Source organism: Pseudomonas fluorescens, from assembly GCF_900215245.1.
GTDB lineage: Bacteria > Pseudomonadota > Gammaproteobacteria > Pseudomonadales > Pseudomonadaceae > Aquipseudomonas > Aquipseudomonas fluorescens.
On sequence record NZ_LT907842.1, the window covers coordinates 5,483,257 to 5,507,484 of the forward strand.

At 54.3% G+C, this 24,228-nt stretch carries 22 protein-coding genes and 1 pseudogene; 12 read left to right on the plus strand and 11 right to left on the minus strand.

What is annotated here, in order from left to right:
• Positions 1–375 (minus strand): helix-turn-helix domain-containing protein, encoded by a 375-nt coding sequence (locus CPH89_RS25325; RefSeq protein ID WP_232005411.1) that lies wholly within the window; start codon positions 373–375, stop codon positions 1–3.
• A gap of 292 nt (positions 376–667) precedes the next feature.
• Between CPH89_RS25325 and CPH89_RS25330 the strand changes: the two genes are divergently transcribed.
• From CPH89_RS25330 to CPH89_RS25345, 4 genes are all read left to right on the plus strand, one after another.
• A complete protein-coding gene (locus tag CPH89_RS25330) occupies positions 668–1,402 on the plus strand; it encodes a metallophosphoesterase (RefSeq protein ID WP_053256042.1) in 735 nt (244 codons plus the stop codon).
• Complete coding sequence (locus CPH89_RS25335; protein WP_053256041.1) at positions 1,402–1,725, plus strand: hypothetical protein; 324 nt, start codon at positions 1,402–1,404, stop codon at positions 1,723–1,725. Before CPH89_RS25330 ends, CPH89_RS25335 begins: the two co-directional genes overlap by 1 nt.
• A 175-nt stretch (positions 1,726–1,900) precedes the next feature.
• Complete coding sequence (locus CPH89_RS25340; RefSeq protein WP_053256040.1) at positions 1,901–2,398, plus strand: hypothetical protein; 498 nt, start codon at positions 1,901–1,903, stop codon at positions 2,396–2,398.
• Between the two features lie 59 nt (positions 2,399–2,457).
• Positions 2,458–3,090, plus strand: coding sequence for an HAD family hydrolase (locus CPH89_RS25345; protein WP_053256039.1), 633 nt, complete (start codon positions 2,458–2,460; stop codon positions 3,088–3,090).
• 932 nt (positions 3,091–4,022) lie between these two features.
• On the opposite strand, the pseudogene CPH89_RS30690 reads toward CPH89_RS25345, so the two are convergent.
• From CPH89_RS30690 to CPH89_RS30985, 3 genes and pseudogenes are all read right to left on the minus strand, one after another.
• Positions 4,023–4,103 (minus strand): annotated as a pseudogene (locus CPH89_RS30690) (GNAT family N-acetyltransferase); the annotation flags it as partial.
• A gap of 23 nt (positions 4,104–4,126) precedes the next feature.
• Positions 4,127–5,005: a hypothetical protein gene (locus tag CPH89_RS25360; RefSeq protein ID WP_141125134.1), complete on the minus strand. Its 879-nt coding sequence runs from the start codon at positions 5,003–5,005 to the stop codon at positions 4,127–4,129.
• A gap of 215 nt (positions 5,006–5,220) precedes the next feature.
• On the minus strand, positions 5,221–5,394 hold the full coding sequence (locus CPH89_RS30985) for a hypothetical protein (RefSeq protein ID WP_155512286.1): 174 nt from the start codon (positions 5,392–5,394) through the stop codon (positions 5,221–5,223).
• Positions 5,395–5,644: 250 nt separating this feature from the next.
• On the opposite strand from CPH89_RS30985, the gene CPH89_RS25365 reads away from it, so the two are divergent.
• Genes CPH89_RS25365 through CPH89_RS30990 form a run of 3 tightly spaced genes read left to right on the plus strand, consistent with a single transcriptional unit; the run spans position 5,645 to position 7,398 of the window.
• Positions 5,645–6,328, plus strand: coding sequence for a Fe(II)-2OG oxygenase family protein (locus CPH89_RS25365; protein WP_053256036.1), 684 nt, complete (start codon positions 5,645–5,647; stop codon positions 6,326–6,328).
• Entirely contained in the window at positions 6,321–7,325 is a 1,005-nt protein-coding gene (locus CPH89_RS25370) for a hypothetical protein (RefSeq protein WP_024659580.1), read from the plus strand. Before CPH89_RS25365 ends, CPH89_RS25370 begins: the two co-directional genes overlap by 8 nt.
• Positions 7,282–7,398 carry a hypothetical protein gene (locus CPH89_RS30990; protein ID WP_371850821.1) on the plus strand — a complete coding sequence of 39 codons (117 nt, stop codon included), beginning with the start codon at positions 7,282–7,284 and terminating at the stop codon, positions 7,396–7,398. Before CPH89_RS25370 ends, CPH89_RS30990 begins: the two co-directional genes overlap by 44 nt.
• A gap of 84 nt (positions 7,399–7,482) precedes the next feature.
• Here the strand turns inward: CPH89_RS30990 and CPH89_RS25375 are convergent, their stop codons facing one another.
• The 3 genes from CPH89_RS25375 to CPH89_RS25385 form a co-directional block, all read right to left on the minus strand.
• Complete coding sequence (locus CPH89_RS25375) at positions 7,483–8,280, minus strand: HNH endonuclease (RefSeq protein ID WP_053256035.1); 798 nt, start codon at positions 8,278–8,280, stop codon at positions 7,483–7,485.
• Positions 8,277–10,604, minus strand: a complete 2,328-nt coding sequence (locus CPH89_RS25380; RefSeq protein WP_053256034.1) for an AAA family ATPase — start codon at positions 10,602–10,604, stop codon at positions 8,277–8,279. Before CPH89_RS25380 ends, CPH89_RS25375 begins: the two co-directional genes overlap by 4 nt.
• A 150-nt stretch (positions 10,605–10,754) precedes the next feature.
• Positions 10,755–11,558 carry a tyrosine-type recombinase/integrase gene (locus CPH89_RS25385; protein ID WP_157750153.1) on the minus strand — a complete coding sequence of 268 codons (804 nt, stop codon included), beginning with the start codon at positions 11,556–11,558 and terminating at the stop codon, positions 10,755–10,757.
• Between the two features lie 344 nt (positions 11,559–11,902).
• Here CPH89_RS25385 and CPH89_RS25390 point away from each other — a divergent pair, with 344 nt between their 5' ends.
• Entirely contained in the window at positions 11,903–12,892 is a 990-nt protein-coding gene (locus CPH89_RS25390; protein WP_053256033.1) for a DNA-binding protein, read from the plus strand.
• 227 nt (positions 12,893–13,119) lie between these two features.
• On the opposite strand, the gene CPH89_RS25395 is transcribed toward CPH89_RS25390, so the two are convergent.
• From CPH89_RS25395 to CPH89_RS25405, 3 genes are read right to left on the minus strand one after another with little or no spacing between them, the layout of a single operon-like run.
• Entirely contained in the window at positions 13,120–15,306 is a 2,187-nt protein-coding gene (locus CPH89_RS25395; protein WP_053256512.1) for a DEAD/DEAH box helicase, read from the minus strand.
• Between the two features lie 43 nt (positions 15,307–15,349).
• Entirely contained in the window at positions 15,350–16,645 is a 1,296-nt protein-coding gene (locus CPH89_RS25400) for an ATP-binding protein (RefSeq protein ID WP_053256032.1), read from the minus strand.
• Positions 16,642–19,062, minus strand: coding sequence for a tellurite resistance TerB family protein (locus CPH89_RS25405; RefSeq protein ID WP_053256031.1), 2,421 nt, complete (start codon positions 19,060–19,062; stop codon positions 16,642–16,644). Before CPH89_RS25405 ends, CPH89_RS25400 begins: the two co-directional genes overlap by 4 nt.
• A gap of 147 nt (positions 19,063–19,209) precedes the next feature.
• Between CPH89_RS25405 and CPH89_RS25410 the strand changes: the two genes are divergently transcribed.
• The 4 genes from CPH89_RS25410 (at position 19,210) to CPH89_RS25425 (ending at position 23,615) form a co-directional block, all read left to right on the plus strand.
• Entirely contained in the window at positions 19,210–20,127 is a 918-nt protein-coding gene (locus CPH89_RS25410; protein WP_141125136.1) for a DUF4209 domain-containing protein, read from the plus strand.
• A 207-nt stretch (positions 20,128–20,334) separates the two neighbouring features.
• The gene (locus tag CPH89_RS25415) at positions 20,335–21,270 is read left to right on the plus strand and encodes a hypothetical protein (protein ID WP_141125137.1); all 936 of its coding nucleotides are present in this window, start codon (positions 20,335–20,337) and stop codon (positions 21,268–21,270) included.
• A gap of 127 nt (positions 21,271–21,397) precedes the next feature.
• Positions 21,398–22,741, plus strand: a complete 1,344-nt coding sequence (locus CPH89_RS25420; RefSeq protein ID WP_053256028.1) for an RES family NAD+ phosphorylase — start codon at positions 21,398–21,400, stop codon at positions 22,739–22,741.
• 181 nt (positions 22,742–22,922) lie between these two features.
• The gene (locus CPH89_RS25425; protein WP_053256027.1) at positions 22,923–23,615 is read left to right on the plus strand and encodes an ImmA/IrrE family metallo-endopeptidase; all 693 of its coding nucleotides are present in this window, start codon (positions 22,923–22,925) and stop codon (positions 23,613–23,615) included.
• Between the two features lie 126 nt (positions 23,616–23,741).
• On the opposite strand, the gene CPH89_RS25430 is transcribed toward CPH89_RS25425, so the two are convergent.
• Entirely contained in the window at positions 23,742–24,110 is a 369-nt protein-coding gene (locus tag CPH89_RS25430; RefSeq protein ID WP_053256026.1) for a histone-like nucleoid-structuring protein, MvaT/MvaU family, read from the minus strand.
• Positions 24,111–24,228 lie beyond the last annotated feature (118 nt).

The window sequence follows — 24,228 nt, forward strand, 5'->3', positions numbered from 1 at the left end:
TTAACGGTCGTCTTTCCAGAGCCTGCTAACCCTCGATTTGTCAAGCCCCAACAGTTCCGCAGTCTCTTTCTGGTTTTTTCCTTCAGCCTTGTACTTGAGCACCGCCTGCCGATTGGCCTCTCCAGATCTGATACGGGGATGGACTGAGTGAAGCTTACCGTCCTCGAACTCATGATGGAGCTTATCGAGCACACCCAGCCTTTCGAGCTTCGCTATCTCACCAGCCACGCCCTTCAAGAACTCCTTGGGTGTTTGGTGACGCGCATAGGACGAAGCCACCGCCAGTATGGCGACAAGATCAATGTCGAGTACTGAAGAGAATTCCTCCATCGTTGACAGGGTGGGATTGCTCTTCGCGTGCTCAATGTTACTCATTTGCCGAGCCTCGACTCGACCATGGAAATCTTCTTGGGACAGGTTACGAGCTGCGCGTGACAGCCTCAAGACTGCGGCCAACGGTTCTCTCAGCGACATTTGGAGCACCCAAAGCCGAGGATAAAGCCATATTGCGCAGTTGTTCTCCATGCAATATAGTGCGCGATAAGCAACTGGTGGCGCTTTACTATTTTTTGCTGGGCACGCTCCATCACCCTGGAGCGCGCTAGCGCTTGCCGCGCTTACAGATCCGGCCTCCGTCAATTTACCGCTAAATCCTCAAGGCCAGCGTTTGCGAATCAGAATTTACTCAGACCTCCATGCCGAGTTCCACCGTTTCGACCCGCCGCCCCTCTACTCTGGGGTTGAACTGGTAATCCTCGCTGGTGACATCAACAAAAAAGTCAGGGGCGTCCAATGGGCCAACGAGACGTTCGCCTGCCAGGTCGTGTACGTCACAGGGAACCACGAATATTACGACGGGCACCTTGATCGCACCTTGCAGAAGATGAAGGACGCCGCGGCCGGCCACGTGCATGTTCTGGAGAACGAATCGCTGATTCTGGGGGATGTCAGAATCCTCGGCAGCACAGCATGGACTGACTTCACTTCAACAGGGAACCAGGTCGCGGCCAGCAACGCTGCCAGGCAAGGTATGAACGACTTCAAGTACATCAGGGCAGACTCGAACTACAGAAGATTGAGACCGGATGACCTGATTACCCGGAACCGCATCGCCAAGGACTGGCTCACCCAAGAGCTCGCTCGACCGTTTGGCGGCAAAACGGTAGTGGTGACCCATCACTCACCATCTCCCGTGGTGATTGGTGAGCAGCATGAAGGGCATCTTACTGCAGCGTACACCAACGACTGGCCGCATTTGATCGAGAAGGCCCATGTGTGGGTGTTCGGTCACACGCATGAGGCTACAGATGTTGAGCTGGCCGGCTGCCGGGTGATCTCAAACCCCCGTGGCTACCCTGAGGAGAGCACCGGTTTTGACCCTTACTTCGAGATCCAAATCTAATGGCCACTTCGGCGATGAAGCACTTTTTTGACCACGCCGTCGAGCCGATAGAGCTCGATCAGGATCTTCCCTCGGAGGTCATCCAGGCACAGGGCATTTCCTGGGGTGTGGTGGTCGACGCTTACCTTGTCAACGCAGCAAGGGTAGGGCAGAGCTATGCGGCGCTCGTTTACAACGATCAGTCAAACGTAAGCTCGAATGGAATGACGGTTGCTACCCCTCCACTTCAGCTGGTTGAGACAAGGGCGGGGTTCAAGCTAATGCGCAGCCTAAGTGGCAAAGACTACTACGTTATCGCTAGTGAGCTCAGCGAGCCGCGGTGAGCATCCAATTGGGTTGACTCACCCGGCCCAAACGCCGTTTTCGAGCTGTAGTACTTGGCAAGGCGCGGCGAGCGCCTTGGATTTAGACCTTTATGTATCCCGCAGACCAATCCGCTGGACGGCTTCGTGTGCGCTCGCATTCACGTACCACTTCAAAGTGCACTAAGGAAAATGCATGTCTGATCTGAAAAAAATTGAACTCACTGTTAAGAACTACATTGTTAAAAACTCCGCTGACATTGATACGCTCTATAGCCAAGTTCGGTGCGAAGACAGTGAAGGAAAAACTTTCTATTTCAAAGAAGTTTGCATGTTGGACTACTTGAAAAGGCACGGGGCGATTGTTACTGACAAGCCTCGTACGTGGTACTTCAAGCATTTGAACAAGAAAACCATCGTTCTAGTGGCCTTCCAAAAGGCAGATGGAAAGATTGAGTATGACCTTGATCACCTGCGACAGGTTGCTAGATCCAGCATTCTTAAAGGGATCGTTTTCGCGGTAGCGGCAATTCCTGCGGGTTTGATCATCGCAACAGCGACTTTTGGTATCGGGCTGCTGTTTACGCCTGTGTGCCTCTTCTATGCGTACAGAAGTCTCTTTAAAATCCCCCTGATGCTGCGTCGCGATACGCTGGTAAATGAGCTCGCCGCGCAAGGAGTGATTGTACAGTAGTTGTCAATCTGGACTGCTGCGATGCAGGGTCAAGGCCGCGTGTCGATGAGGAGCAATAAATGACAGCAGTAATTTTTGATCTCTTCGGTACGCTTTTGCAGATTCGAAACCGGCAGAACCCCTTTCGACAGCTCCTCCGCCTCGGCTCACAGCAGGGACGCGCCGCTTCCCCTGGAGATCTGCGCTGGATCATGACCAACGCCGGTGGGTTGCAGGAGGCTGCTGATTTTTTTGGAATCAAACTTTCCTCCACTCAACTTATTGAGCTCCAGAGCTACCTAGAGCTCGAACTTGAATCGATCACACTTTTTGAGGATGCGCTGCCGGCGCTCGCTCTGCTGCGACACCACCAAATAAGAGTTGGCGTGTGCTCGAACTTGGGTGGCCCGTATTGCTCGGTAGCCCGGGATTTGCTGCCGGGGCTCGATGGCTATGCGCTCAGCGCCGAGGTTGGGCTGATGAAGCCTGATGTGGCCATGTACCAACACATCTGCACCCAGCTTGAGGTTGCACCCAGCCAACTCCCAGGATCGGACGCGCCTAACGTCTTGATGATCGGAGACTCCTGGCGATGTGATGCTGATGGCCCCCGAGTAGCCGGCATCGAAGGTTACCATCTGGATCGTAGTGGGGCGGGTCGCTTTTGTGACCTGCTTGAGTTTGTTACAGGTATCAACACCAGCAGAGGTTGATGCCCACAGCCAGCGGTTCTGCACCTAGCCCTTTCTGATAGGTCTCCGCATCCCAAAAATGGCCATTTTGGTCTCGTGCCTGGCTCATCTTGATACCCATAGATGTACGTCCTGGTAACGCCTCACTTTGTTCAAGGCCGGCCACGCGAGTTGGTTGAGTGGCCGTGGTCACTGTCCACAACGCTGATGATGGGCATCAACTCAGAGGTCGATAACTCCAACGCCGTACGCTTTAGCGCCCAGCTTTCGATCCGCTAGCGCGGCTGTGGAGGGGGCGATATCCGGTAACTTCATCCCCGATTCCAGAATGTATCAACGGGGCAAGAGCGGACACAAGGCGCGAAATAGTTTCAGCGAGTCCTCTAGAACGCGGGCTTGAGAACGCAGGGGCTCTAAAGGGCGAGTTGCGGCTGAGAAGTACCATCGGGTGGTGCGTCATCAGTACCCTCATTGAGTAAATGCATCCAGTTGGGATGCGTCGAGAGCACAAGCCGTTCTAGGACGCACATCAGGTCGTCCGAGAGCAGGACAAGGACGAGCGTCTGCAGCTCAGCACTCTGGATTACCTCAGAATCCAGAGTGAGCTCGTGACCAAGGATTACATCCCGTTTGTCGACATCTTTGCGCATATGGGCGAGAGGTGTTTGGGCGATCTCTCTAAGCAGCGAGTGATGTCGAGTGGCGTTGCATAGCGAAGAGGCGCTGATGTCATCATCACGAGCACGTCCAAGGGATACAAAATTCTCCAAACGAGAGCTGACATCATTGACTCCCTAGAGATGGCATCCGGGCTCGCCGAGTACCACGATGCCCCGGCAGTTAGCTAAAGCCACTCTCGGGGGCTTTCTCTATAATGCAGTCACCTGTTTCCAGGTAGGTAGCTGATCTGAGGTGCTCGAGGAGAGTTGCCATCACTCAGTTGTGCGGCCGCGTTCAGGAGAAAAGCTCCGCTCAACCTGAGCGATCACATCAGGCGGATAGTCCTGTGAATTTGACTCACGCAGGGCGGCTATAACTACGCGGCTCCTAGATACCGCTAGCGTTGATGTTCAGTGAATTCGGTCAATTGCACACCCAGGTCGGCCATCGAAGCCACTATTTGAGCGACCTCAGAATTGGCAGTGGGATCGCTGCACTGAACCTCCAGCAATTTTATCTTCACCCGATCATGCTCCTTGTTGAGCGGTACGCAAATGTACCGATCTTGGCCACTGATGTTTACTTCTGTGGTGTCCTCATCGCCAAATTTCTTGACCAATAACCGAACTTCAGCTTCTTCATCCAAGTAAAAAGGTAAGGCGAACGCTCCGATGCGCGATACCCCCTTCGGTGTGAAAAAGCGATCAAATCGATCAGACGCAATCTTTTTGAACACCCGAAATGGATGACTCACTTCGATTTCGCTGTACCTGATTTGTCGAATTTCCGCTCGCTGCAGGACGGGCTCGATCAACAGTCGCAGTCGCACCTCTCCAAACGACCAGAGCGGGCCCGGCTCGTCCCCTGAGGCCAGCGACAGGTAAAACAGATCCCGCGCAAGGTCATCAATCACGCGTCTACCGTCAGATTTAGGGGTGAGGTAGCCGAGGAGTCCGAACTGGCCTGCGAATGAGGTGAGTTCACCTTCACCCATGCGCTTCTCTACGGCATGCAATCGAATTGATCTGGTTTGGGCAATGCTTCTCAGTGTTGAGAGTTTTGTGTAATGCCACCGGGAGGTCGAGGCTATGGGTGGAAAACAATAGTTCCAAAGCGTTGTTGAAAAGCTGTCGTCCCCATCCGGCCTTTCGGTGATGACGGCATCGGTAGCCGTAAGCCTTGAGAAGTCGAACAGAGATGACCATTCATACTGTTCCGTTTCTTCTTTGAAGATCTTTTGGAGGCTGTAGGAATCTGCAGAGGGCTTAGTATTCAATTCGAGGTCACTTTTACTGAATGGGGGCGGGGCGGGACGTTTTCTCAAGCAGCAAGGGACTCAGTCTATTCCGCCTCGCCGCACTGCGTTCTTGCCCAGTGCCGCCAAGTCGAGATTGGCGTCGCCGTGATCAATCCTAACAGATGCTCAGGCATCGCTCGATCGGTCAGGCGCCCGTGATTTGCGCGGGGAAAATTCGGTTGGGTAGCCCGGCTTTAGTATTCTCGAGCCATGCCAGCAAGCGCACGTAGCTGGGCGCCGATCACCTCAATGGTCGCGAGGTCAGTGATGGTATTGGACTCCACATCCACCTTGCTAGCGAGCTGACTGATCATCACCTCTGGTTTATTCAGCACCTTGGCGTTGAAGAAAACGAGGATCTGACGCAAGTGGTATTGAGCTCTTAACGGGTGTGCGGCATCAGCGTCTCACCAAGTCCCTTTTTCAACGCTCTAACTAGGAGAAGGTGACAGGCAGCTAGTCGTTACCTAAGGGGTCGATGACTGGGGCGCGTAGGTCACCGTGAATGCCCGTATGCATTTGGGGGCGCTAGATCGTGCAGCTTCTACTACGCTGACTCGACGAAGAGGAATCAAGCTCACTGGCCCCGTTGTTAGCTCAGCTGCGAAAGGATGCCGAATGCCACATCTCATCAAGAATGCCCTATCAGCTTTGAGTTCAAACGGATGGGCGATCTTTCAATTGCCGGATGATGGTGATGGCGCTGCCGTAATCCAGCAAGCTGCGCTCGATATTGCCTGTCTCCTCGGGCAGCCCAAGGCAACGCGACGCCGGGGGCCTTTGGTCGATGTGCTGATTCCTACTGATAGGCAATCTGCGAACCGGCGCTCTCTCAGCGTCCGCTATGGGTTGAGCCCATTCCCATGGCATACCGATGGGGCCCACTGGAGTACGCCGCCACGGTACATCGTTATGGGTTGCTTGGAGGCCGCCCCTTGCACTGCTCAAACGCTCTTCTGCGAGGGGAGCACATTCGATCCATTGAATGTAGATGGCGCTCGGTCATCGGTTTTCAGGATTACCAATGGCGGCAACAGCTTTTACGCTGCGGCTCGAGGAGGTTCTGACCGTTACTACAGGTTCGACCCTGGCTGCATGACGCCCGTGGATGCCGGCGCTCAGGAAATCGTGCGCTCGATCGATCTCTTTGAGCCCTCAGACGAACAGGCAATCACTTGGCAGGCCGGGAAATTCTTGCTGCTTGATAACTGGCGTTTTCTACATCGCCGCGGATCCGCACAGGGAAGCACTGAGCGGAAACTCCTTAGAGTCACCGTAATGGAGAAAGGCAAACATGGCTAACACAGGAAGTGACGTAAAAAAGCCGCGCAAGGAAGTGCCATCAGCAATCTCGGCGGAGGCCCTGCTAGGGAAGTCTCGGCTTTACGCCTTGCGAGCGTTGCAGGCTAAGGCCTCAAAGGATTCGGAGGTCTATCAGATCTGGGCAGCTCTGGCCCTTGAACTCTTGGGTAAAGCTCAGCTTGCGGCGATTCATCCTTGCCTGGTTGTGGAAGCCGACAATCCAAATAGCCTTTTGGAGGCTTGCGGTGTCGAAACTGACACCAAGGTGAAGACCATTAGTGCTCACGTGGTTTTCGCACGACTGAAGCACACGGTGGCAAAATTCGGCACACCGCATGCTAAGTCATGCGAATTGATCTCCTCACGTAGAAATGCCGAACTCCATTCGGGCCAGGCAGCATACGCCGGAGTCGTGGATAGCGACTGGGAGGGGGAGTTCTGGACAACCTCAGAACTCATCCTCGCATCCATGGGGCAGGAATTGGAGGATTGGGTGGGCAGTGAGTCAAAAATCCCTGCGGCCCTTGCCAAGGACTTCCACACGATCAAGGTGCAGGCAGCCAAACAAAGCATCGCAAACGCCCGAGCAACCTTCGAAAAACCTGATGAAGTGCCTGGGTCATCACAGCAGAAGCCGAAAAAGCGTTCTCCTAAAGAGATCAAGGAACTGCAAGAGCATTCCCAGGGCTTGGAGTGGTGGACGTATCGAGGGGCCTTCAGATACCACTTAGATAGCCACTGGGACATCCCGTGCCCTGCATGTGAAAGCAAAGGCTTCTTAGGGGGCGATCGTGTCCACGAAGAGGTCATCGAGCAGGATCATGAAAGTGGGTACGAAACGGTTGAGCGATACTCCACACCCGTCGAGTTCTACTGCCCAACGTGTGATTTGCACCTGGAGGGTGCCGAGGCTATGAAGGCGGCAGGCTTCGATGAAGAGTACGTTGAGAAGGATGAGCGAGAAATCGAGTACGAGCCAGACTACGGGAACGATTAGGTTCTGCACTAAGGGCGGTAACCACAGGCTCCTGAAACAGTGGAAAGCCCAGTACGGCGCAGGCGTTGTTTAGTCCTGGGCGTCATTGCAAGGCTGATAAGCGAGATGGACGAGGGAGCACTTCATAACTCTTCCCTCGGCGCCTAATCTCAAGTTATCAGCGGATTAATTTTAGCGTTATTCCTGCGAGAGCCTCATTAAATTCATCAACCGCTATGGCAGCCCTGCCGTTCAGGCTAGGCATGTGGTAGTGTAGTTTCTGCAAGCTTTGCTTTAAATGCAGATTACTGCTTAGCAGGATATCTTTTGCGGAAACGGTTTTAAGCAGTTTCTTGCAAAGATTTTGTCCTTGTTCAGTTCTTCCTATGTAAAGTGATATGTTCACAGTGTTGGTTTGCACTCGTACAAACTTAATATGCTCATCATATGTGTGAAAGCGAGGATGGTAACAACCAATAAAATCTTGAGGTTTTGGATAGGCGGCTACTGCTGATAGAGCAGGGTCAATCCAGCAATCATTGCTTTTGGCATGGTTGCAATCGAAACAGGCAACCGCCAGATTCCACAGATGAAAAGAATGCTGCACGAACGGCTGCCGCGGGAGAATGTGCTCTATTGGTTTGGCGTTAGAAATATTTACCAAGGGGCGCTGGCAGTAGCAGCATTTATGGGCTTGCTCTTCCTCGAGAAAGTCTCGAAGGTGTTTGCGGAGGAGTTTGCCAGTAACTCCGGATTTTTTATCCTTATTGTGCTCGTACAGATCCACCCACAAATCGTTCGGGCCTTTGGGATTGCCAGCTTGCCGGCTATCAAATTCAGCCGCTGCACGACCATCAAAGTCCTTCAAGAGTTTGAGCGTGCCAGGCTTGTGCTTTTTGACCCCGTGGCATCCGTCACCATATCTGGCTTCGAACGCTTCAATCTCGGCTGGGCTCTTGACGTTAAAATACGTCATTGCTGGCCAGCCTGGATAACTGTGCTAATCGCTGTCATCGCTTTGTGGATCAGATCAAGGTCACCTTGTTTCTGAGCACCATTATCATGAGTTGCAGTTCTATTGATGATTTCGCTGATGGTGGAGAGATCTTCGATTGCGGATTTTCCGAATTCTTTAGCTCCGCCCGCATTGGTATTGACCCGTTCAATCACATCAGAGACAAGCCTGGCACATTTTTCATGAACCTCCCTGTTATGAGGTGTGTAGGTGTGGAAGCCTTGCAATAAGATGGTTTCAACTGAGTGCCGATCTTCGAGATCTATCAGCTCCAGAACACCCTCATTCACATTGTAGCAGAAGCAGTTGCTATCTGTTGCGTTTGCAATCATTACGGGAGAGTGGGTTGCTACCACTAGGGACATATCAAATTCTTCGGCCAGTATTGAGAAAGCTTTCGGCAGAATTTGTTGCCATCGCACGTGAAGGCTGATTTCGGGTTCGTCAATGAAGTGGGTTGCGTTGTGGCTTGCCGTGCTAACGAGGAGAGTAATTAATTGGAGGATATTTCTTTCACCAGAACTCAGGTTCGAGAACGGGATGATGATGTCATAGTTGTTGAAATGCAGCTCGCGTTCTTGGCGCGGGACGATGCCTATCTCATACGCTGAAGGGTCGAGCTGTTTCGCTAGCTCAATCGCCTCTTGGTCGTGAGGCGGCGTAAGACTCAACGAAATGATACCATTGCCATCCTCGCCTTGTTTTTGTGCCTTTCCTTTTCGAATCAAATACACTTCTTGATTGAAACCCAGCTCGACCAAAATTTTGGCGAAAATATTGAAGCGGTAAGGAGTTTCGAGCAACGAAATTAAAGACTTCGTTGACGCCGAACTCCTTTTAGCGAGCGATTGAGACTCACCGATTAGTGCATAATACCTTTCCAATCCTCCCGTGGCTTTTGGAAACCTATCTGCGCGAGAAACCGAGAGTGCTGCGCACTCCATTCCTCTCTCCGCAAGCTGATGGACTAGATCACAGAGCAAAAAACTCTTGCCCGCGCCATTGTTCCCGATGACATAAAGGCATTTATTGACCTGGGACTCAGTAAGGCTTTCCAGGATGGGAGCGCTATTAATCAAAAGACTAGATTGGTAGCCGCCGTCTTTATCATGATTACCCATGCCCATGAACTCATTGTCTTGGAATATTCCGAGCGTCTTGCGAGGCATTACCCTGCAGAGAGAGGGTATATCAATATAGCCATCTGAAAACTGAGCATTAATTATGCGCTGGACAGTTGGCAGGGTACGATTATAGCTTGTGTCGGGTTCCGTCCAAATGCCATGAATCGAGCTTGCAAGGTTTACTGTGTCCAGATAACTTAAGCCTTTGGTTGCGGGGTTGTTACGCGTCACGTCAATTTCAAGTAGCTCTCCTTTCCCGCGACGGGAATCTGAACTGGCAACGATTAGCGTTCCATATGAGAATGATTTTGCAGTTGGCGTCGAGAAATTTATCACCGTGTTGATAGGGTATCGCTGAGCCAGTAGATTCAAGACCCGCAAAGCATACTTGTGGCTTTTTGTACGGAACTGAGGTGTTATTACTATGATCTCGCCTGATACATCCATGTCGAGAAACTCTTCCAGCGGTGTAAGCTTCGGAACTTTTATGCCTGATGAAGCGCCCACGTCCCGGCGATTCAGGTCAAGGATGTATACTGGGTTTTGGGCAGGATAGTCAGGCACTCCGTCGAACCCAAACTCGGTATAGTCCTTGTTGTGCATTTCAAGCTTTAGCCGTCTTAGCTCGGCCTCACCACTTCTGTCATCCCTGATCAAGTGATAATACTTGATTATTGAATCTATAGCCACTTGGGCTGTAATAGGCTGAAGATCAATGATCGAACTGCATCTCAAGTTTTCAGCAATGCCAGCCACTAAAAAGGATGATATCCTAGAGTAACTGGTTGTTACGCCGTGGCTTGACGAAAGGATATGATTGATCATGAAGATAGTAAAGTCGCGCACGCCATCCCTGTTAATTATTAACAGGTGATTTTTGACTACATGCAAACAGCTTGAAAATGCCTCATCACTTAGCCTGTGGAGGGCGTTTTTTACTCCGAAACCACTTCGCTCGAAGTCGTTTTCAATCTTGGTTCTCAAGTCTTCCGGAGCGGACAGGCGTTCTAACTGAGGGTCTATTCCGCTCTTCTCGTGAGCAATGGCGAATACGAGGATTATCCAGTCAGCATCAGTACCATTTAGCCTTAGCGAAGACAGTTCGGAAATGATTTTCCGCCGAACTTGAGTCCAGTCAACATCTTGAGCGATCAGTTCCATTATCGTTTTCAACCATTAAAAGGGATTCGTCGCCCAGCTCAAATGCTATTGCATGGAGCTAGTCATAGGGAGCGATAGCTATCATTGTGCCATGAACGAAAAAGGATGGAGCCATGGCGGTATTGGCCTACAGATGCTGAAAGCATGCGATCACTCTTCCAGCTTTCTGACCAGCCCGCCAAACTGTTGTGCCGGTTCCACATAGCGCAGTGCGGACTTCATATCGCTCCAGCCGACGTACTCCATTAGCGTCTTGATGTCCCAGCCTGAGCTTGCCGCCCAGGTGGCAAATCCTCGGCGGATCGAATGAGCACTGTAGCTCTCCGACGGCAATCCACACCGATCGAGGGTATCGCGTAGGAGGGGTATCAAGCTGTGCGCCGCGAGAGGCCGATCGCTGATGTTTCCCCAGCGATCAATTCCCCGGAACACTCCACCGCGAGTTAGGCCTGCAGCTTCGATCCAGTTCAGGTAAGCCTCCACCGGGCAGAGCTTGCTCAGCGATGGCGTCTTGTACTCACGGCCGATGTTTTGACGGTCTCCTTTACTCGAGCCCAGATAAAACTTAATCCCGACGTACCGCTCCGCATGCGTGTTCTCGATCGTGAGCCTGGCTAGTTCATCTCCGCGGAATCCCCTCCAAAATCCAATGGTGAGCAAGGCAATGTCGCGGGTTGCTTTGAGAACGGCGACTATGTCGCCGGCGGCCCTTGCCTGATCAATCTCACCCTCTAGGTGTGCCACTGCTTTTTCGAGGTGTAGTAACGCCAGAGGAGCTGCTTGCCTCTGTTGCACGGGGTGTACCGCCCTGATGCCTTTCAGCAGTTGCCTGACCTTGGGGGCTTTTGTGGGGTCGGGGAAGCCGTTGCTTTGATGCCAGTTTGCGAGCGCAGCCAGGCGTTGCTTCAGCGTGCTCAGCGCCAGCTGGTCGGCGTATTCAGCGATGTAGCGCACAACTGATTCCGTAGTGGTGGGCAAGTATCCGCCCCAGGTCACCTCGAAATGGGAGAGGGCGGACGCGTAGCTCTTCGACGTGTTCTGCCGAACGCTCGCCTCTAGGTACCTGTCTGCCTTGCTCACCACTTCTATCACCTAGATTCCCCGTTTCGAGCCTTCAGCGGCTCGTTTTCGCCAGTTGTACCGCCTTTCAGGCCATTTTACCTCTGCTCAAGGGTCTGCCAAGCTATAAACCTCGATTATATCTTGCCAGTTGTCGGCAACTTCCCAGCAAGGTTTGACATTTTCGTATTATGTAATTGCATGACATGTGACATGACTCGAAATCGTCTGGAGGGGGTATGGCGCGAGGCGGCGTTAACCTAGCGGTGGTGCAAAAGGCGCGGAACAGCCTGCTAATGCGTGGTGTTTATCCCAGCATTGATGCAGTCCGAGTGGAGATTGGAAATACGGGCTCAAAGACCACGATCGCTCGGTATCTAAAGCAGCTGGAATCACCAGGATCAGAAGCGAACCCTCGTGAACGCATGAGCGGCGCGCTGCGCGGGGTCGTCGAAAGCTTGTTGGATCAAGTCCAGGAAGAGGGCAGCCAGGCCTTTCTTGAGGCACGAGCAGAGTTCGAGCACGAACGTAAGCTATTGGTCTCACGAGCCGAGGCACTTGAGAGCGAGCTAGATGAAGTCAAGCTCCATTTCAGGGCGCAAGGAGATGTCTTGGCTGCTCAAACTGAAGAGCTTAAGACCACTCAGTCCACACTGCAGACTGAGATCACGCGCAACGCCAGGCTCACCCAGAGCAACAGTGATCTCGAAGTCCGGATTCAAGAGAAGGATGTGCAGATCCAGTCTCTGGAGCAAAAGCATATGCATGCCCGGGAGGCCCTGGAACACTACCGTGCTTCGATCAAGGAGCAGCGAGACCAAGATCTGAACCGCCACGAGTCCCAGCTCTATCAATTGCAGCAGGAGCTGACCGTCCTTCAGCAGACGCTCATGGTCAAGCAGGAGGAGATCACCCGATTGATCCGGGATAACGAGCGCTTCATTGCCGAAAATCGCCAGCATGCCAGGGAAGCCTCGCAACATCGTGAGGCTGTCGAAACCCTGCGGGGTGAGCTGAGCATTGCCAATGCTACTACCGCGCGTGCGGAAGGTGCGAAGGAACTGCTCGCTCAACAGTTGGAAGCAAAGGCTAAAGAGGCTGGTGAGTCTCAGTCGCAATTCGCAGCCGCGAAGCTAAGGGAGGTGGATCTGGCACACAAACTCACCACCGCAGAGGCTGAGCTCATGGCTTTGCGCGTATCGAGTGAGGCGGATGGCTCGCAGGCGTAGTCCAGAGAACCTTGAACCCATTAGCACATCGCTGAGTACATTTGTACTCCTGTCAGAATTCGCAGCTCGCGATCCGAGCCAGGTAGTCCCCATGCGAACCAGCGCCTGCCATACCCTCTAACTTCAGGCTTACCAGTATCTGTATAGCCGAAGCCAGCTCGCTCAAAGCCCATGCAGCCACCTACACATAAGCGGCCGAAATCATGGGCGTGGAGAAGAGCGAAGTCCTATTCGTTGCCAACCTGCGACTCCAGTGTAAGGAGTCGAGCTGTGGTGACCGCGGCTTGGAGATCAAGATGGCTTGAGGCGAACGACTTCATAAGAAGCGGGCGGGGAAGGGCCCAATCCCATTTCTCTCGGATCATGTTTTCGACATTTTCCAAGATCGGCTCTACGTTCGAGATGTCCATTTGACCGACCACGCGCAACGCTCGCAATGTGTCCTCCGCGCCGAATGCAACTTCCAGGAATAGCCCGGTGTTTTCACACTGAATACCTACATGCCTGAGCAACAAGGCCAGCGCATCGTTGGTGTAATCCCCTCGCCAGGTTGCCACATGGCTTACGCTGGCAGAGCCAATTATCGCCGCGTCACCCAACCCGAGAGCGCGGAAGTTATTCCGAGCCTCGTCTAGGAGCGCTTGAGCGTGTTTGTCCAGGAAGGGGCAGGATGTGGTCTCCATCAACACGTTTCGCATTTCAAGCCTGACACGATCATCCACCTGGGCACCAAGCCCATCAAACTGAGGGGGCTCGCCGCCCCGCGCCGGTGTGACCACGATCACCTTTGCTTCGAGGTCGACATCCTGAACCTGCCAACGCCTTCCGCCGAAGATGATGCGTTGTCCCTTGGTCAGGGGTTTGCTGACGGGCAGCGAGCCAAGTGGCTTCCCATCCCGGAGCAAACGAAACTCTTCATCGCTTGTGAAGGCGGTGTAGAACTCATAGTGGTTGATCAACCGCTCCCCGAGTTCGCCTGGTAGCAGAAGTCCTGAGCTGTCTTGGACGATCAATTCCTTCTCACCCATACCCTTGAGCAAAGCCAGGAAATCAGGCTTGGTGATGCTCGCAAAACTGCCGCTTGCGATGAGATTTCCCCATAATTGCGCCGCAGAAGCACCGCCGAGCTGAGCAATTGAGGATAGGCACTGTTGCACTAGTGTCGAGGCGTGTAGGCCTCCCGATCGAGGCGGCTCAAACCATCCACTGATCAGCAATCGGATCATAGCGACCGTTTGGACAAGGCCCTCACGTAACTGATCGGAGAGATCCGACTTATCTGTTAAAGGGCGCTCCCGGCAGTACGTCCTGAGCATCGCAGGCTCACCGGGGCGGCGACCCGAGCGGCCAAGCCTTTGCCTGAGACTTGCCACAGAGGGTGGACAGCCGATCTGGGCGACCGTCCTGATGCTACCGATGTCTATACCCAGTTCCAGGGTGGTAGTGCATACGGCAGAAGCTGGAGGATCTCCCGCTTTCAACGCCCGCTCGGCATCCTGGCGTAGCTCCTTGGACAAGCTACCGTGATGCGGCCAGAACTCGTTCGGAACACCATCGTTTTCGCACAGTGAGCGCAGACGGTCGGCAAACCATTCAACCTCTTGGCGCCTGTTCGGGAAGATCAGGTTGTTATGCCCCCTCAGCACCTTGTACAGGTGGCCTGCGATAGCCACTTTGGTACCTGAGGTGTCTTCCTTCTCTGCGCCTTCATCTGTTGATGCATTCCCTGGGTGTTCCACCACCAACTGCTGCATGGGCTGCTCAATGTAGCCACGCACCTGTACCTGGAGCTCTTGGCCAGAGGACTTTGACTCAATAACCGTGATGCCATCCGGGCACACTGGCCTCAGGAACTTGCGGGCCAGCGACATCTCCCCAAGCGTCGCCGAAAGCCCTACACGGGGCAGCGTTCTACCCACGACGATTTCAACCCGTTGCATTAGCGATTGCAGCTGCTTTCCACGCTCACTTCCGATGAAGGCATGAAGCTCATCGACGACGATGTAGCGAAGGTTCTGAAAAGCCCCAGGTAAGCCTGAGCCTCTATTTACAAACAGGGCTTCTAGGGACTCCGGAGTGATCAGCAAGATGCCCTCAGGCGATTTCAAAAACCGTTGTTTCTTGCTTGCTGCCACATCGCCATGCCAAGCAACGACGGGCAGTTCGAGCCTCTCACATAACCGGCTAAGCCTGTCCCACTGGTCGTTGATCAGCGCCTTGAGCGGGCTGATATACAGCACCGCGCCGGCTGGCTCACTGTTGTTGAGCAGGTTGGTCAGGATCGGCAGGAATGCGGCCTCTGTTTTACCTGCGGCAGTGGACGCTGCAATGATCACATCGCGATCGGCGGCCACCAATGCCGGTACCGCCCACTCCTGCGCATCACGCAGGGACGTCCACCCCTGTGACCAGATCCATTGCTGAACCTCCGGGTGTAAACGCTCGAACGAAGAAGAGTCAGAGCTTGAAGCTGGCGAGCTCATCGTCGGCCTCAACTTCTAGATCTTGCTGCCCGGCCTCATCCTTGGTCAGCTCCACGGCGCCCAATAAGGTTCGCCAATCCGCGGTAGGGTTTTGCTCGATCACCGCGAGCAAGTTGATGAAAGCCGTAATGGTCGTGCGCGGCGTCCGGAAATATGCCTCGCCCAAGCGCTGATTACAGTGCGCCATGAAAGCGGGGATGGCTTCATCCGGCAGCAAAAACTTCTCAGGCTCACCGTAGGCGTAAACATTGCGCAGCTTCTGCAAAAGCACGTAGAAGTCTTCAGGTGTCAGGCTGCTGAGTCGAATGACAGGCCCAGAAAGGTCGACCAGGCCAGACTTAGCAAAGCTGTTTTCAGCGAGGCGGGATTGCAGGGCAGGGTAGCTGTAGAGCCCCCGACGAGTGTCCATCAGAAACTCTGGTGTGCCGCCCAATACAAAACCCAGGCCTTCAGCGGAACCCTGCAACGAATCGTTGAGGATGCGCAGAATCTGTTCGTAATTGGCGTTACGGGCCTGGGTGTTTGCCAGTTTGTACAGGTTGACCAGTTCATCCAGGCATACCATCAAGCCGCCGAAACCAGCCAGGCGTACGAATCGTGACAGCAATTTCAGCTGGTCGTAGACAGAAGCATCATCGACGATCGTCCGCACGCCCAGAGCAGCGCGGGCGTCAGTCTTGGTGGAGAATTCCCCGCGTAGCCAACGAATGGCGTCAGCCTTGAGCTGCTCGTTACCTTCCTCGAAGCCGCGGCAGTAGGCGGCAATGACGTCGGCAAAATCATACCCATTGACCATCTCGGTGAGCTCTGCCAGGTACTCACGAATGACCGCCTCACTCTCGACACCTTTGGTCTTGGCTTCCGTTTTAGCTTGGGAGATGAACTTCTCAACGATACCCTGCAGAGCGCCGCCTTCTGGCTTGGTGCGGGTGGCCATGTTTTTGGCCAGCTCCGAGTAAAGTGAGCGCGCTTGGCCACCTGAAGCGTGAAGCCGGCGGTCTGGATTCAAATCGGCGTGCATGGTGACAAGCTTGCGCTCCATGGCGATGCCGCGTACTAGGTTCAGGAAGAAGGTTTTGCCCGCGCCGTACTCGCCAATGACGACGCGAAAAGCCGAGCCGCCATCCGCGAGACGATCCACATCTTTGAGCAGCGAATCGAGTTCACCCGCTCGACCTACCTGGATGAGATGCTGCCCAACACGGGGCACTACGCCCGCACGCAGCGATTGAATGACCGCGTCGCGATCCTTGGCTCGTATCTTACTCATAGGGCTAGCTCATCCAGAATGTCGGGGTTGATTTCGATGGGATCATCACCTTCGGTCACGGGCATGTCGAACAGCTCGAACGCTGTCTCGTTGATCCGCTCCAAGGCGCCATCCAGCATCAGTTCCATATCACTGGCTGCGTCTTCCAGCTCGGCACGACTCCACTCAGCCCGTGACACCAGAAGCCGAAGGAACGCTGAATGCTCGACGTCCAGGCCATGTACGGTAGCAAGCTGTTCGGCGGTACTTTCTTCCTGCCGTTGGGGCGCCTCGGGCTCCAAGGCGCTAGGCGTCTCAGTCAGCGATTCTTCATTGAAGACGCTGGCCAGGAGCGCCGACACTTCTGCCGTTTCTTGTTGCAAGCGAGCGACCTTGTCCATGTCCAGTGCAAAGCCAGAGCCAGTGCTTTCTGATGTCTGTGTCGCAGTGGCCAGCGCGGCATTCGCAGTCAGTGCCTCCACTCCATGGGAGGGACGAACAGCTGCACTGTGGAGGTCGCTGTAGACGAACTGCGGATCGAGGGCGAGCGACTTGTATACGCGCTCAAGGAGCTTAACTTCCTGTGGCGTCACCTCGCCATCCGCTTGTGCCAGGTGGGCCAGGAAGCTGGCAATTTTCCGCTTGGCCTCGATCGTCAGCGGCTCAAGCTTCTTCTTGAGGCTTGCCAGTGTCGGCGGTTGCTTCAGTTGAATCTGGAGGTGCGCCTTCAAGCGTTTTCGATGCGCGACGCAGAGGTGATCCCATGAGTCAATGTGGCCGGACAGCAGACTCACCTCTTCTAGCGAGGTGTCACCGTCAGCCGCAGCCACTGCACTGGCCAGGTCTAAAGTAACTGCTGCAGCGCTGTAAGCATCGGTCGAACGAAGAGTACCTTCATCAGAGTCCGCTGCGAACAGTGCGATGGTGTCTTCTGCCTTGGGCGTACGGCTGCCAGAAAGCACATCGGGCTCTAATCCGATCCGCTTGCTTTCCAAGGCCCGTGCGAGTGCCACGACTTTGTCGCGGGAAAGCGCGCCGGCGGATTTGAAACGGCCTGCCAGCTCAGCGAAACTCATGCAGATAGTTTCGCCGCCGACGCGTTGTGCCAACTGTTCGAGTTCGGCTTTTGCTTCAGCAGGCCAGAGTTCTGTTGGCAACTGCAGGATGGCTTCCAGACTATATCCAGCGTCTGGGTTGCGCCCCAGATATCGACTGTAAGCGTCTAGAACGGTGGTGCATTCTTCCACTATACCCTGCAGCTTGTTACGCGTTCCTGAGGTTGCGGCGACATCGGGGAGGTCGCCCACGGCTGCTGCCGGGATGCTCAATCCGGAAGAAGCGGGGCGATAGGCAATCTTCAGCTTGGTCTTGTTCTGAGGAAGCACAATGCCGTTGGGATAACGTTTTGCGAATTGGTTTTTGAAGAGCGCTGCGAATTGCTCAGGACAACGGGTCACAGGTGTGCGTCTGGAAATGTTGGGCTCTGCGAGCGCCCAGGCCAATGCCCAGCTCGGATTGAGAGGGTATTTATCCACGGCCATCTGACCCAGCGCGACTCTCAGTGACATGGGCAGCTCGTACCCATCTGCGGCACTGGCAATCGGTTCACTCATATAGCTCTGAGGCTGAACAGAACCCGCGTCGATATGGGCGAGAAAGCGGGTAGCGTAGCCGCGGAAAGAATGGTTGTCGCCGTAGAGACCAAGCAAGCGTTCGACCTCGGCCTTGATGGCAGCAATCTCTACCTTAGCCTGAGGATCGCTCGGTGCATCGATCAGCGCGCGGCGTTCCAGCCCGTAAAAAAACAGGAACACGTATCCCGCATCCGCAGGCTGGCGGCGACCTCCTGCCAACCATTGCAGATACGCTCGCCGCGCCTCAGGCGTGATGCTTCGGTAACTTGGCCAATAGGGCATCTGCCGCTCGGTAAGGCTCATGGGTGAGCGTGCGACTCGAAGCGTTGCATCAATCAGGGACGGTTCAGTCTGACCGAACTGGGTTGCCCGCTCGGTGATGTAGAGCATTCCACCCGGGATAGCCAATCCGGCCACGGTGATGGACTCACCTTCTGCAAGCCAGCGAACGCCCATGGGCTTTGCACTTGGCTTTGGGATGGTGTAGTTCTGACTATCGCTGGACGAACCGACTTGGACAGTATGGAAGTCTCGCTCGCGGGTACTGGTGCCGAACTGGACGGTGAGACTGGGGGAGGTTGCCTGTCGAGATTCAGCGGCGATCTCCGCAACAATGTCATCTTCAGGCGCGTAACGCTTTGCCTGGGTGGCGCGTCTGACGGCCCATACCAATGCACTTACGCCCAAGATAACTCCAAGGGCGATCCACGCTTGCTTTGGAACTTGCGCCAAAAGGGCAACAACGAATAACAAGGCGTACAGAGCGATCGGCCCGCCGCCGCTCCCTTTGCGCTTCCGTGGCATATGAGTATTCCGTACAGTTGGTAATGGCCAGATGACATTCTTACGGATTTCACGAGGCGGGCCAAGCGGAACAGACGAAGGGAGCGCTGGGGCGAGATTACTTAAACGGATCAACGCATCGCAGATGCAGGCAATCGTGCGGTGGGGATGATGCGCGTGATCTCGACGCCGCCTACAGATATCTCAGGCTTGGTCAGTGATGCGTTGGAGAAGGTTTCGGGCAAGTCCCCGGTTGAAGCTCTCCGTGCATTAGCTGCGCTTTATCCATTTGCCCAGAAAGAGGCCGCTCGCCAAGCAGCCTTGAACACGCTGCGCGTAGGGTTGATCGGTGCGCTAAGTGAAGCGACATATCTCGACAAGGGTGGGCGTGTGATCGCTAAGACCAAACCTATGTCATTAGGCGCTGAGCCCTCGCAGGATAATGAGGAGCGCGTTTGGGCAGAAATGGTAAAAAACCACGCGCTCACACGCAACCTAACCGTGCAAGGCGGCGTGATTCCAGCACTGGGCGTTATACAGCGGGAACACTGCTATAAAGAGCAGGATCTGGTTGAACTTGCCAAAGCGTCGGCCTTAGTACCGCCTGATCGGGCGCACATGGTCGGCAAGGGGCTGTATTGGGGAATGACGGGTGATTTCGGCATGGCAGTGCACTTCCTAATCCCCCAACTGGAGAATATCGTCCGGTTTCATATGAAAGGAGCGAGGCTGAAAACCTCCAACACTGACTTGGAGGGTATCGAGAACGAGAACGGCCTGAGCACGCTTCTAGACGTAGATGGCGTCGATGCAGTATTCGGTGGCGACATCGTGTTCGAGATGAAAGCTTTGTTCTGCAGCGCGTTCGGGCCGAACCTGCGAAACGCGTTCGCTCATGGCGTGATGGATGATGACGATTTTTACTCGGCGGACGCCGTTTACGCTTGGTGGTTCATGTTGAGATGGGTAGCCATGGTGTACTGGGCCCAGTCTGCGTCAAACCGTCAAGCCGTTGCCGAGGATCTACTCTCTACGGTAGAAGGCGCGCCGGCAGTTACTGGCGAACCTGAGACAGATGCTTCTTAATATCTGCGAACCCCAGGCGAGGGTTTGGTCAGGAAACAGACCAAACCCTCTACCAACTTCACCTTTCCGATGACACCATGTTCGACCAAGGTATTAGCTAACAGCTCTAGGTCAGGCCTTGGCGCTCCAAACACCGCGCGTTAGTCTCAAGCTTTTGCGTTGAGGCTGCAGATGCGAACGAAGCGAAGGATCACCCGGGCATACTGTGTGGATTTGGCCAAAGAATTAACCATTGGCGGTGCTCATCAGGCCTATTTCAACCAAAACCAGCCACGTAGCCGTTTTCTGTTCCAGTGCTCATCACCGGAATGCAGGGCGCTCAAGGTGGTGCCAAAAATCACAGCCGTCAATTACTACATCCACCCGACCGAAAAAGCGCGCGTCAAATCTCCGCATTACAAAGACAACGAGCACTATGACCATCATGCGGACTGCGAGTGGATGCTGCCAGATGAGGACGAAGGTAGCGATGCGCCGTTGCCCGGAGAGACTGAGTTACAGACCCGCACACGCTTGGCAAAACGCCAACTCACTTCGGTAATCGATATCTTTGTTCCCCCGACACAGCCAGAACAACCCGTGGTACGTCCACCTCGAGCCGCACCAGGCGACGAGGACGAGGCAGGAGCTATTCGTCGACGGGGCGGTGGCGGCGGCGCAGAAGGCACCCGATCCGATCGGAAGCACCGAAGCGGTGACCTGCGTGAGCTAGTGGATTACTACCACGACACACGCGAAGCCTTGAAAGACCTCTTTCCCGAGGTAACGATCAACGTGACAGGGCGTGGTGAAATACCGTTGCGTTCGTACTTCAAGAAGGTGGCTTGGGCCAGACCTGACACTGCAGGATACGTCTACAACGGCGGTGGCCGGATTGAGCCGCGTGAAGGGGCCGGCTTCGTATTCAACTTCTATGACAAGGTTACGGACAAAGATGCCTCTCTCCAGGTCTCTGATGAGGTCATGACTCAGCACCGATCAAGGCGCTATGTGAATGAAATTCTCGATCAGGCACGGCTGGTAAGGTACTTCACGTTCTATTTCCTCGGCACCTTCACCTATCACGAGGCCAGCGACACCATGGTTGCACAGGTTACTGACCTTCGCTGCCTGGCGATTGACTTGGGGCCGTTGAGGAACTGAGCTTCAGTAGAGATGGCAGCTCCTAACCATTGGCAAGGGCGGCACCCGATGGGTAAATGCTTAAATCAGCGAGAGGCCTTCGCCTAGACGTAGATAGGCGCCGTGTAATGCAGCAAAGGAGCAAGTGATGCGTCAAGTGGTGTGTACCGATTGCCTTACCGAAACCTTCCTGCAGGATCATGCTTCGGAGAACGATATCAGCGAGTGTGACTACTGCGACCGAGAGCTCCCAGTCATGGACATGGATGAGCTGGTGGAACTCTGCGAAACGGCAATCCACGCCTCTTTCCGTGAGGTTCAGCAACCGAATTCAGTGATTCATCATGGTTACCCACCGATCGGTGAAAGTCTGTATGACGTGCTGGAGCGCATGCTGGGTTCCGATGAGGCCCTGCTTTCTGACATCCATGAGCGCTTGCTCGACTCTTGGAGTTGTCCAGATGATGACGATCCTTGTTTCGAAGAGGAAACAGAGGCTTCGTCCGAGTTGACTATCGGTTGGCGGAAAATGGAGCACAGCTTGAAGTTCGAATCGCGGCTGGCAAATCCCTTGGTGGGGTCAATCCTGACAATGGTCTTCGACGGCATAGAAGATCTGCGCTCGGTGGACGACCGGTCAGCCATTGTGATCGCAGGCCAAGGTTATCCAATCTCGTCATTCCAACGGGGTAGGGTGTTTCAGGATGAGCAGAGCATGGAGGAAGCGCTGACTCACCCTGAAAAGCATCTCGGCCCGGTACCAGGAGGCAAGGGATCTCCTGGCCGAATGAACGCCAAGGGAATTTCGGTTTTTTACGGCGCAACAGATGACCACACGGCAATTGCGGAGGTGCGCCCTCCGGTTGGCAGCATGGTAGTTACCGCGCGGTTCGACGTAATCCGGCCTCTGAGGCTTCTCAACCTGAACGACCTGGCTTCAATGCGTCCGCATCGGGGGTTGAGCTACTTCAATCCAATTCGCAGGAGCCTCACCGAACGCTGCGCGTTTCTGAAAGACTTACAGCGCCAGCTGACGATGCCAGTTATGCCGGACTCGGCGGAAAGCGGGTATCTGATCACGCAAGCTATTGCCGATTTCCTTGCAACCCATGAAAAGCTGAATCTCGACGGTATCTTATTTCCCTCTGTGCAGGTGCAACAGGATACGTCACTGGGGCAGAACGTCATTCTTTTCAACAAGGCCAGTGGGGTAGAAAGGCTCGAGGACACACAAAAGGCTGAGTATGTGAGTCTCTGGGAACCGGATGAAGATAGGTTGGTGTATTACCCAGAGTACTGGGAAGCGGAACCTAAAGACTCAGATCAATCCTCCCGGTACGTCCCTCTGGTACCTCCGCCGGAGCCAAGCCTACGTCTAGCTCGAGACGGCATTGTGATTCACAAAATCCAGGGAGTCCGCTTCAGCACCGAGATCGACCCAGTCCACTATGTTCCTTGGTCGCAGGACAGGAAATACCATGGGTTTCGATAGCGTGGCTGGTTCCTAACGAGAGCTCGGATCTTATAAGGGATCTCGGAACCCATCGGAGTTTAGCGGGCCAGTACCAGCCGTACCGTTCATCGGCAAAACCTATATATTGGGTTAGGCACATATTGAAAGCACTACATATTGGGCTAAATTGTGCTTGAGAGCCTACATCTGGTGTTTTGCCATGAACGAAGCCCATATCGAGAAAGCAGCGACCGATCTGCTCATGCAGATTTACCGTGATCGCCGTTACCTGTGGCCAGATCAAGATGTTCCGCCGATGATGATGCGCAGCCCCCGGATCGCTGCCATGGTCTGCGGCTACGACTACCATGAGCATCCCACCCTGGGAGACACCCATTTCAATCGGCACAACGCCGGTACTCGTATCGCGGGCCTGATTGACCGTCAATCGAACAAGATCGCGGTCGCGACTGAGTTTGGTGACAAAGTCCAGCTCTTCACCGGCGCGCATGAGATCGGCCATCTTGTGCTCCACGAAGACACTATCATGCACCGCGACCGCGCTTTTGACGGCAGTCATCTGCAAACACCACGTGCACCTGCAGAGAGACAAGCCGATCGCTTCGCCGCCTGCTTCCTAATGCCTCAGAAGCTGGTGAGAGAACGGTTCGAGTTCATGTTCTGTTGCAAGGGGCAATTGCGCTTCAGTGACGTGATTGCCTATCACCTCGACCCCAACAATCCGGATCGGCTTCTCTACTCCCCGAAAGAGTCGGGAGAACGTGAGCTGGCGCTGGCGCGATGCACCCGATTTAACAACCAGCACCTGGTGTCACTGGCCCAGCAATTCGGTGTCTCAGACTCGGCGATGGCCATCCGGCTCAAGGAGCTGGAGTTGGTGCGGTGGCCTTAGAACGAGCAGGGCGTTACTGGAACGTGCAGTAGGCAGAAGTTGTTGGGTCGCCCAGAGAGGCATCACTGTTCTGGGTAAAATAAAAAAGGGGCCTTCACGAGGCCCCTAATCTTTGCTTCTGAAGGGTTACTTAGCTAACCAGCTCTCGACTTCGTCGGCACCATGCTGGCTTTTCCACTCTTTCAAGGTCTTGTGGTTACCACCCTTGGTCTCGACGCGCTCGCCTGTATGTGGGTTCTTGTAGACCTTAAGCTGACGGGGCTTGCGGGTGGACTTTTCAGCCACAGCGGCTGGTGCACGTCGACTGACAGATTGTGGGTCAAGAATGGCTATGATATCGCGCAGGCTGTAGCCGTACTCCGAGAGCAGGCTACGGAGCTTTTGTTCAAATTCGATTTCGCGCTTCAGGCCATCATCGTTTTTGAGGGTCTCAAGTTCGGCAAGCTGAGCAGCCAGTTGTTGCTCCAACTTACGGAATTCGGCGAGTCTGGACATTTGATGCTCCTGTATATGGTGCGTCGAGTATAGGGGTGGGGCTACAGGCCATCAATGCGCAGGTTCAAGCCGATGCCTGAGGCCAAAGAGCAAAGAGCAAAGAGCAAAGAGTCGAACA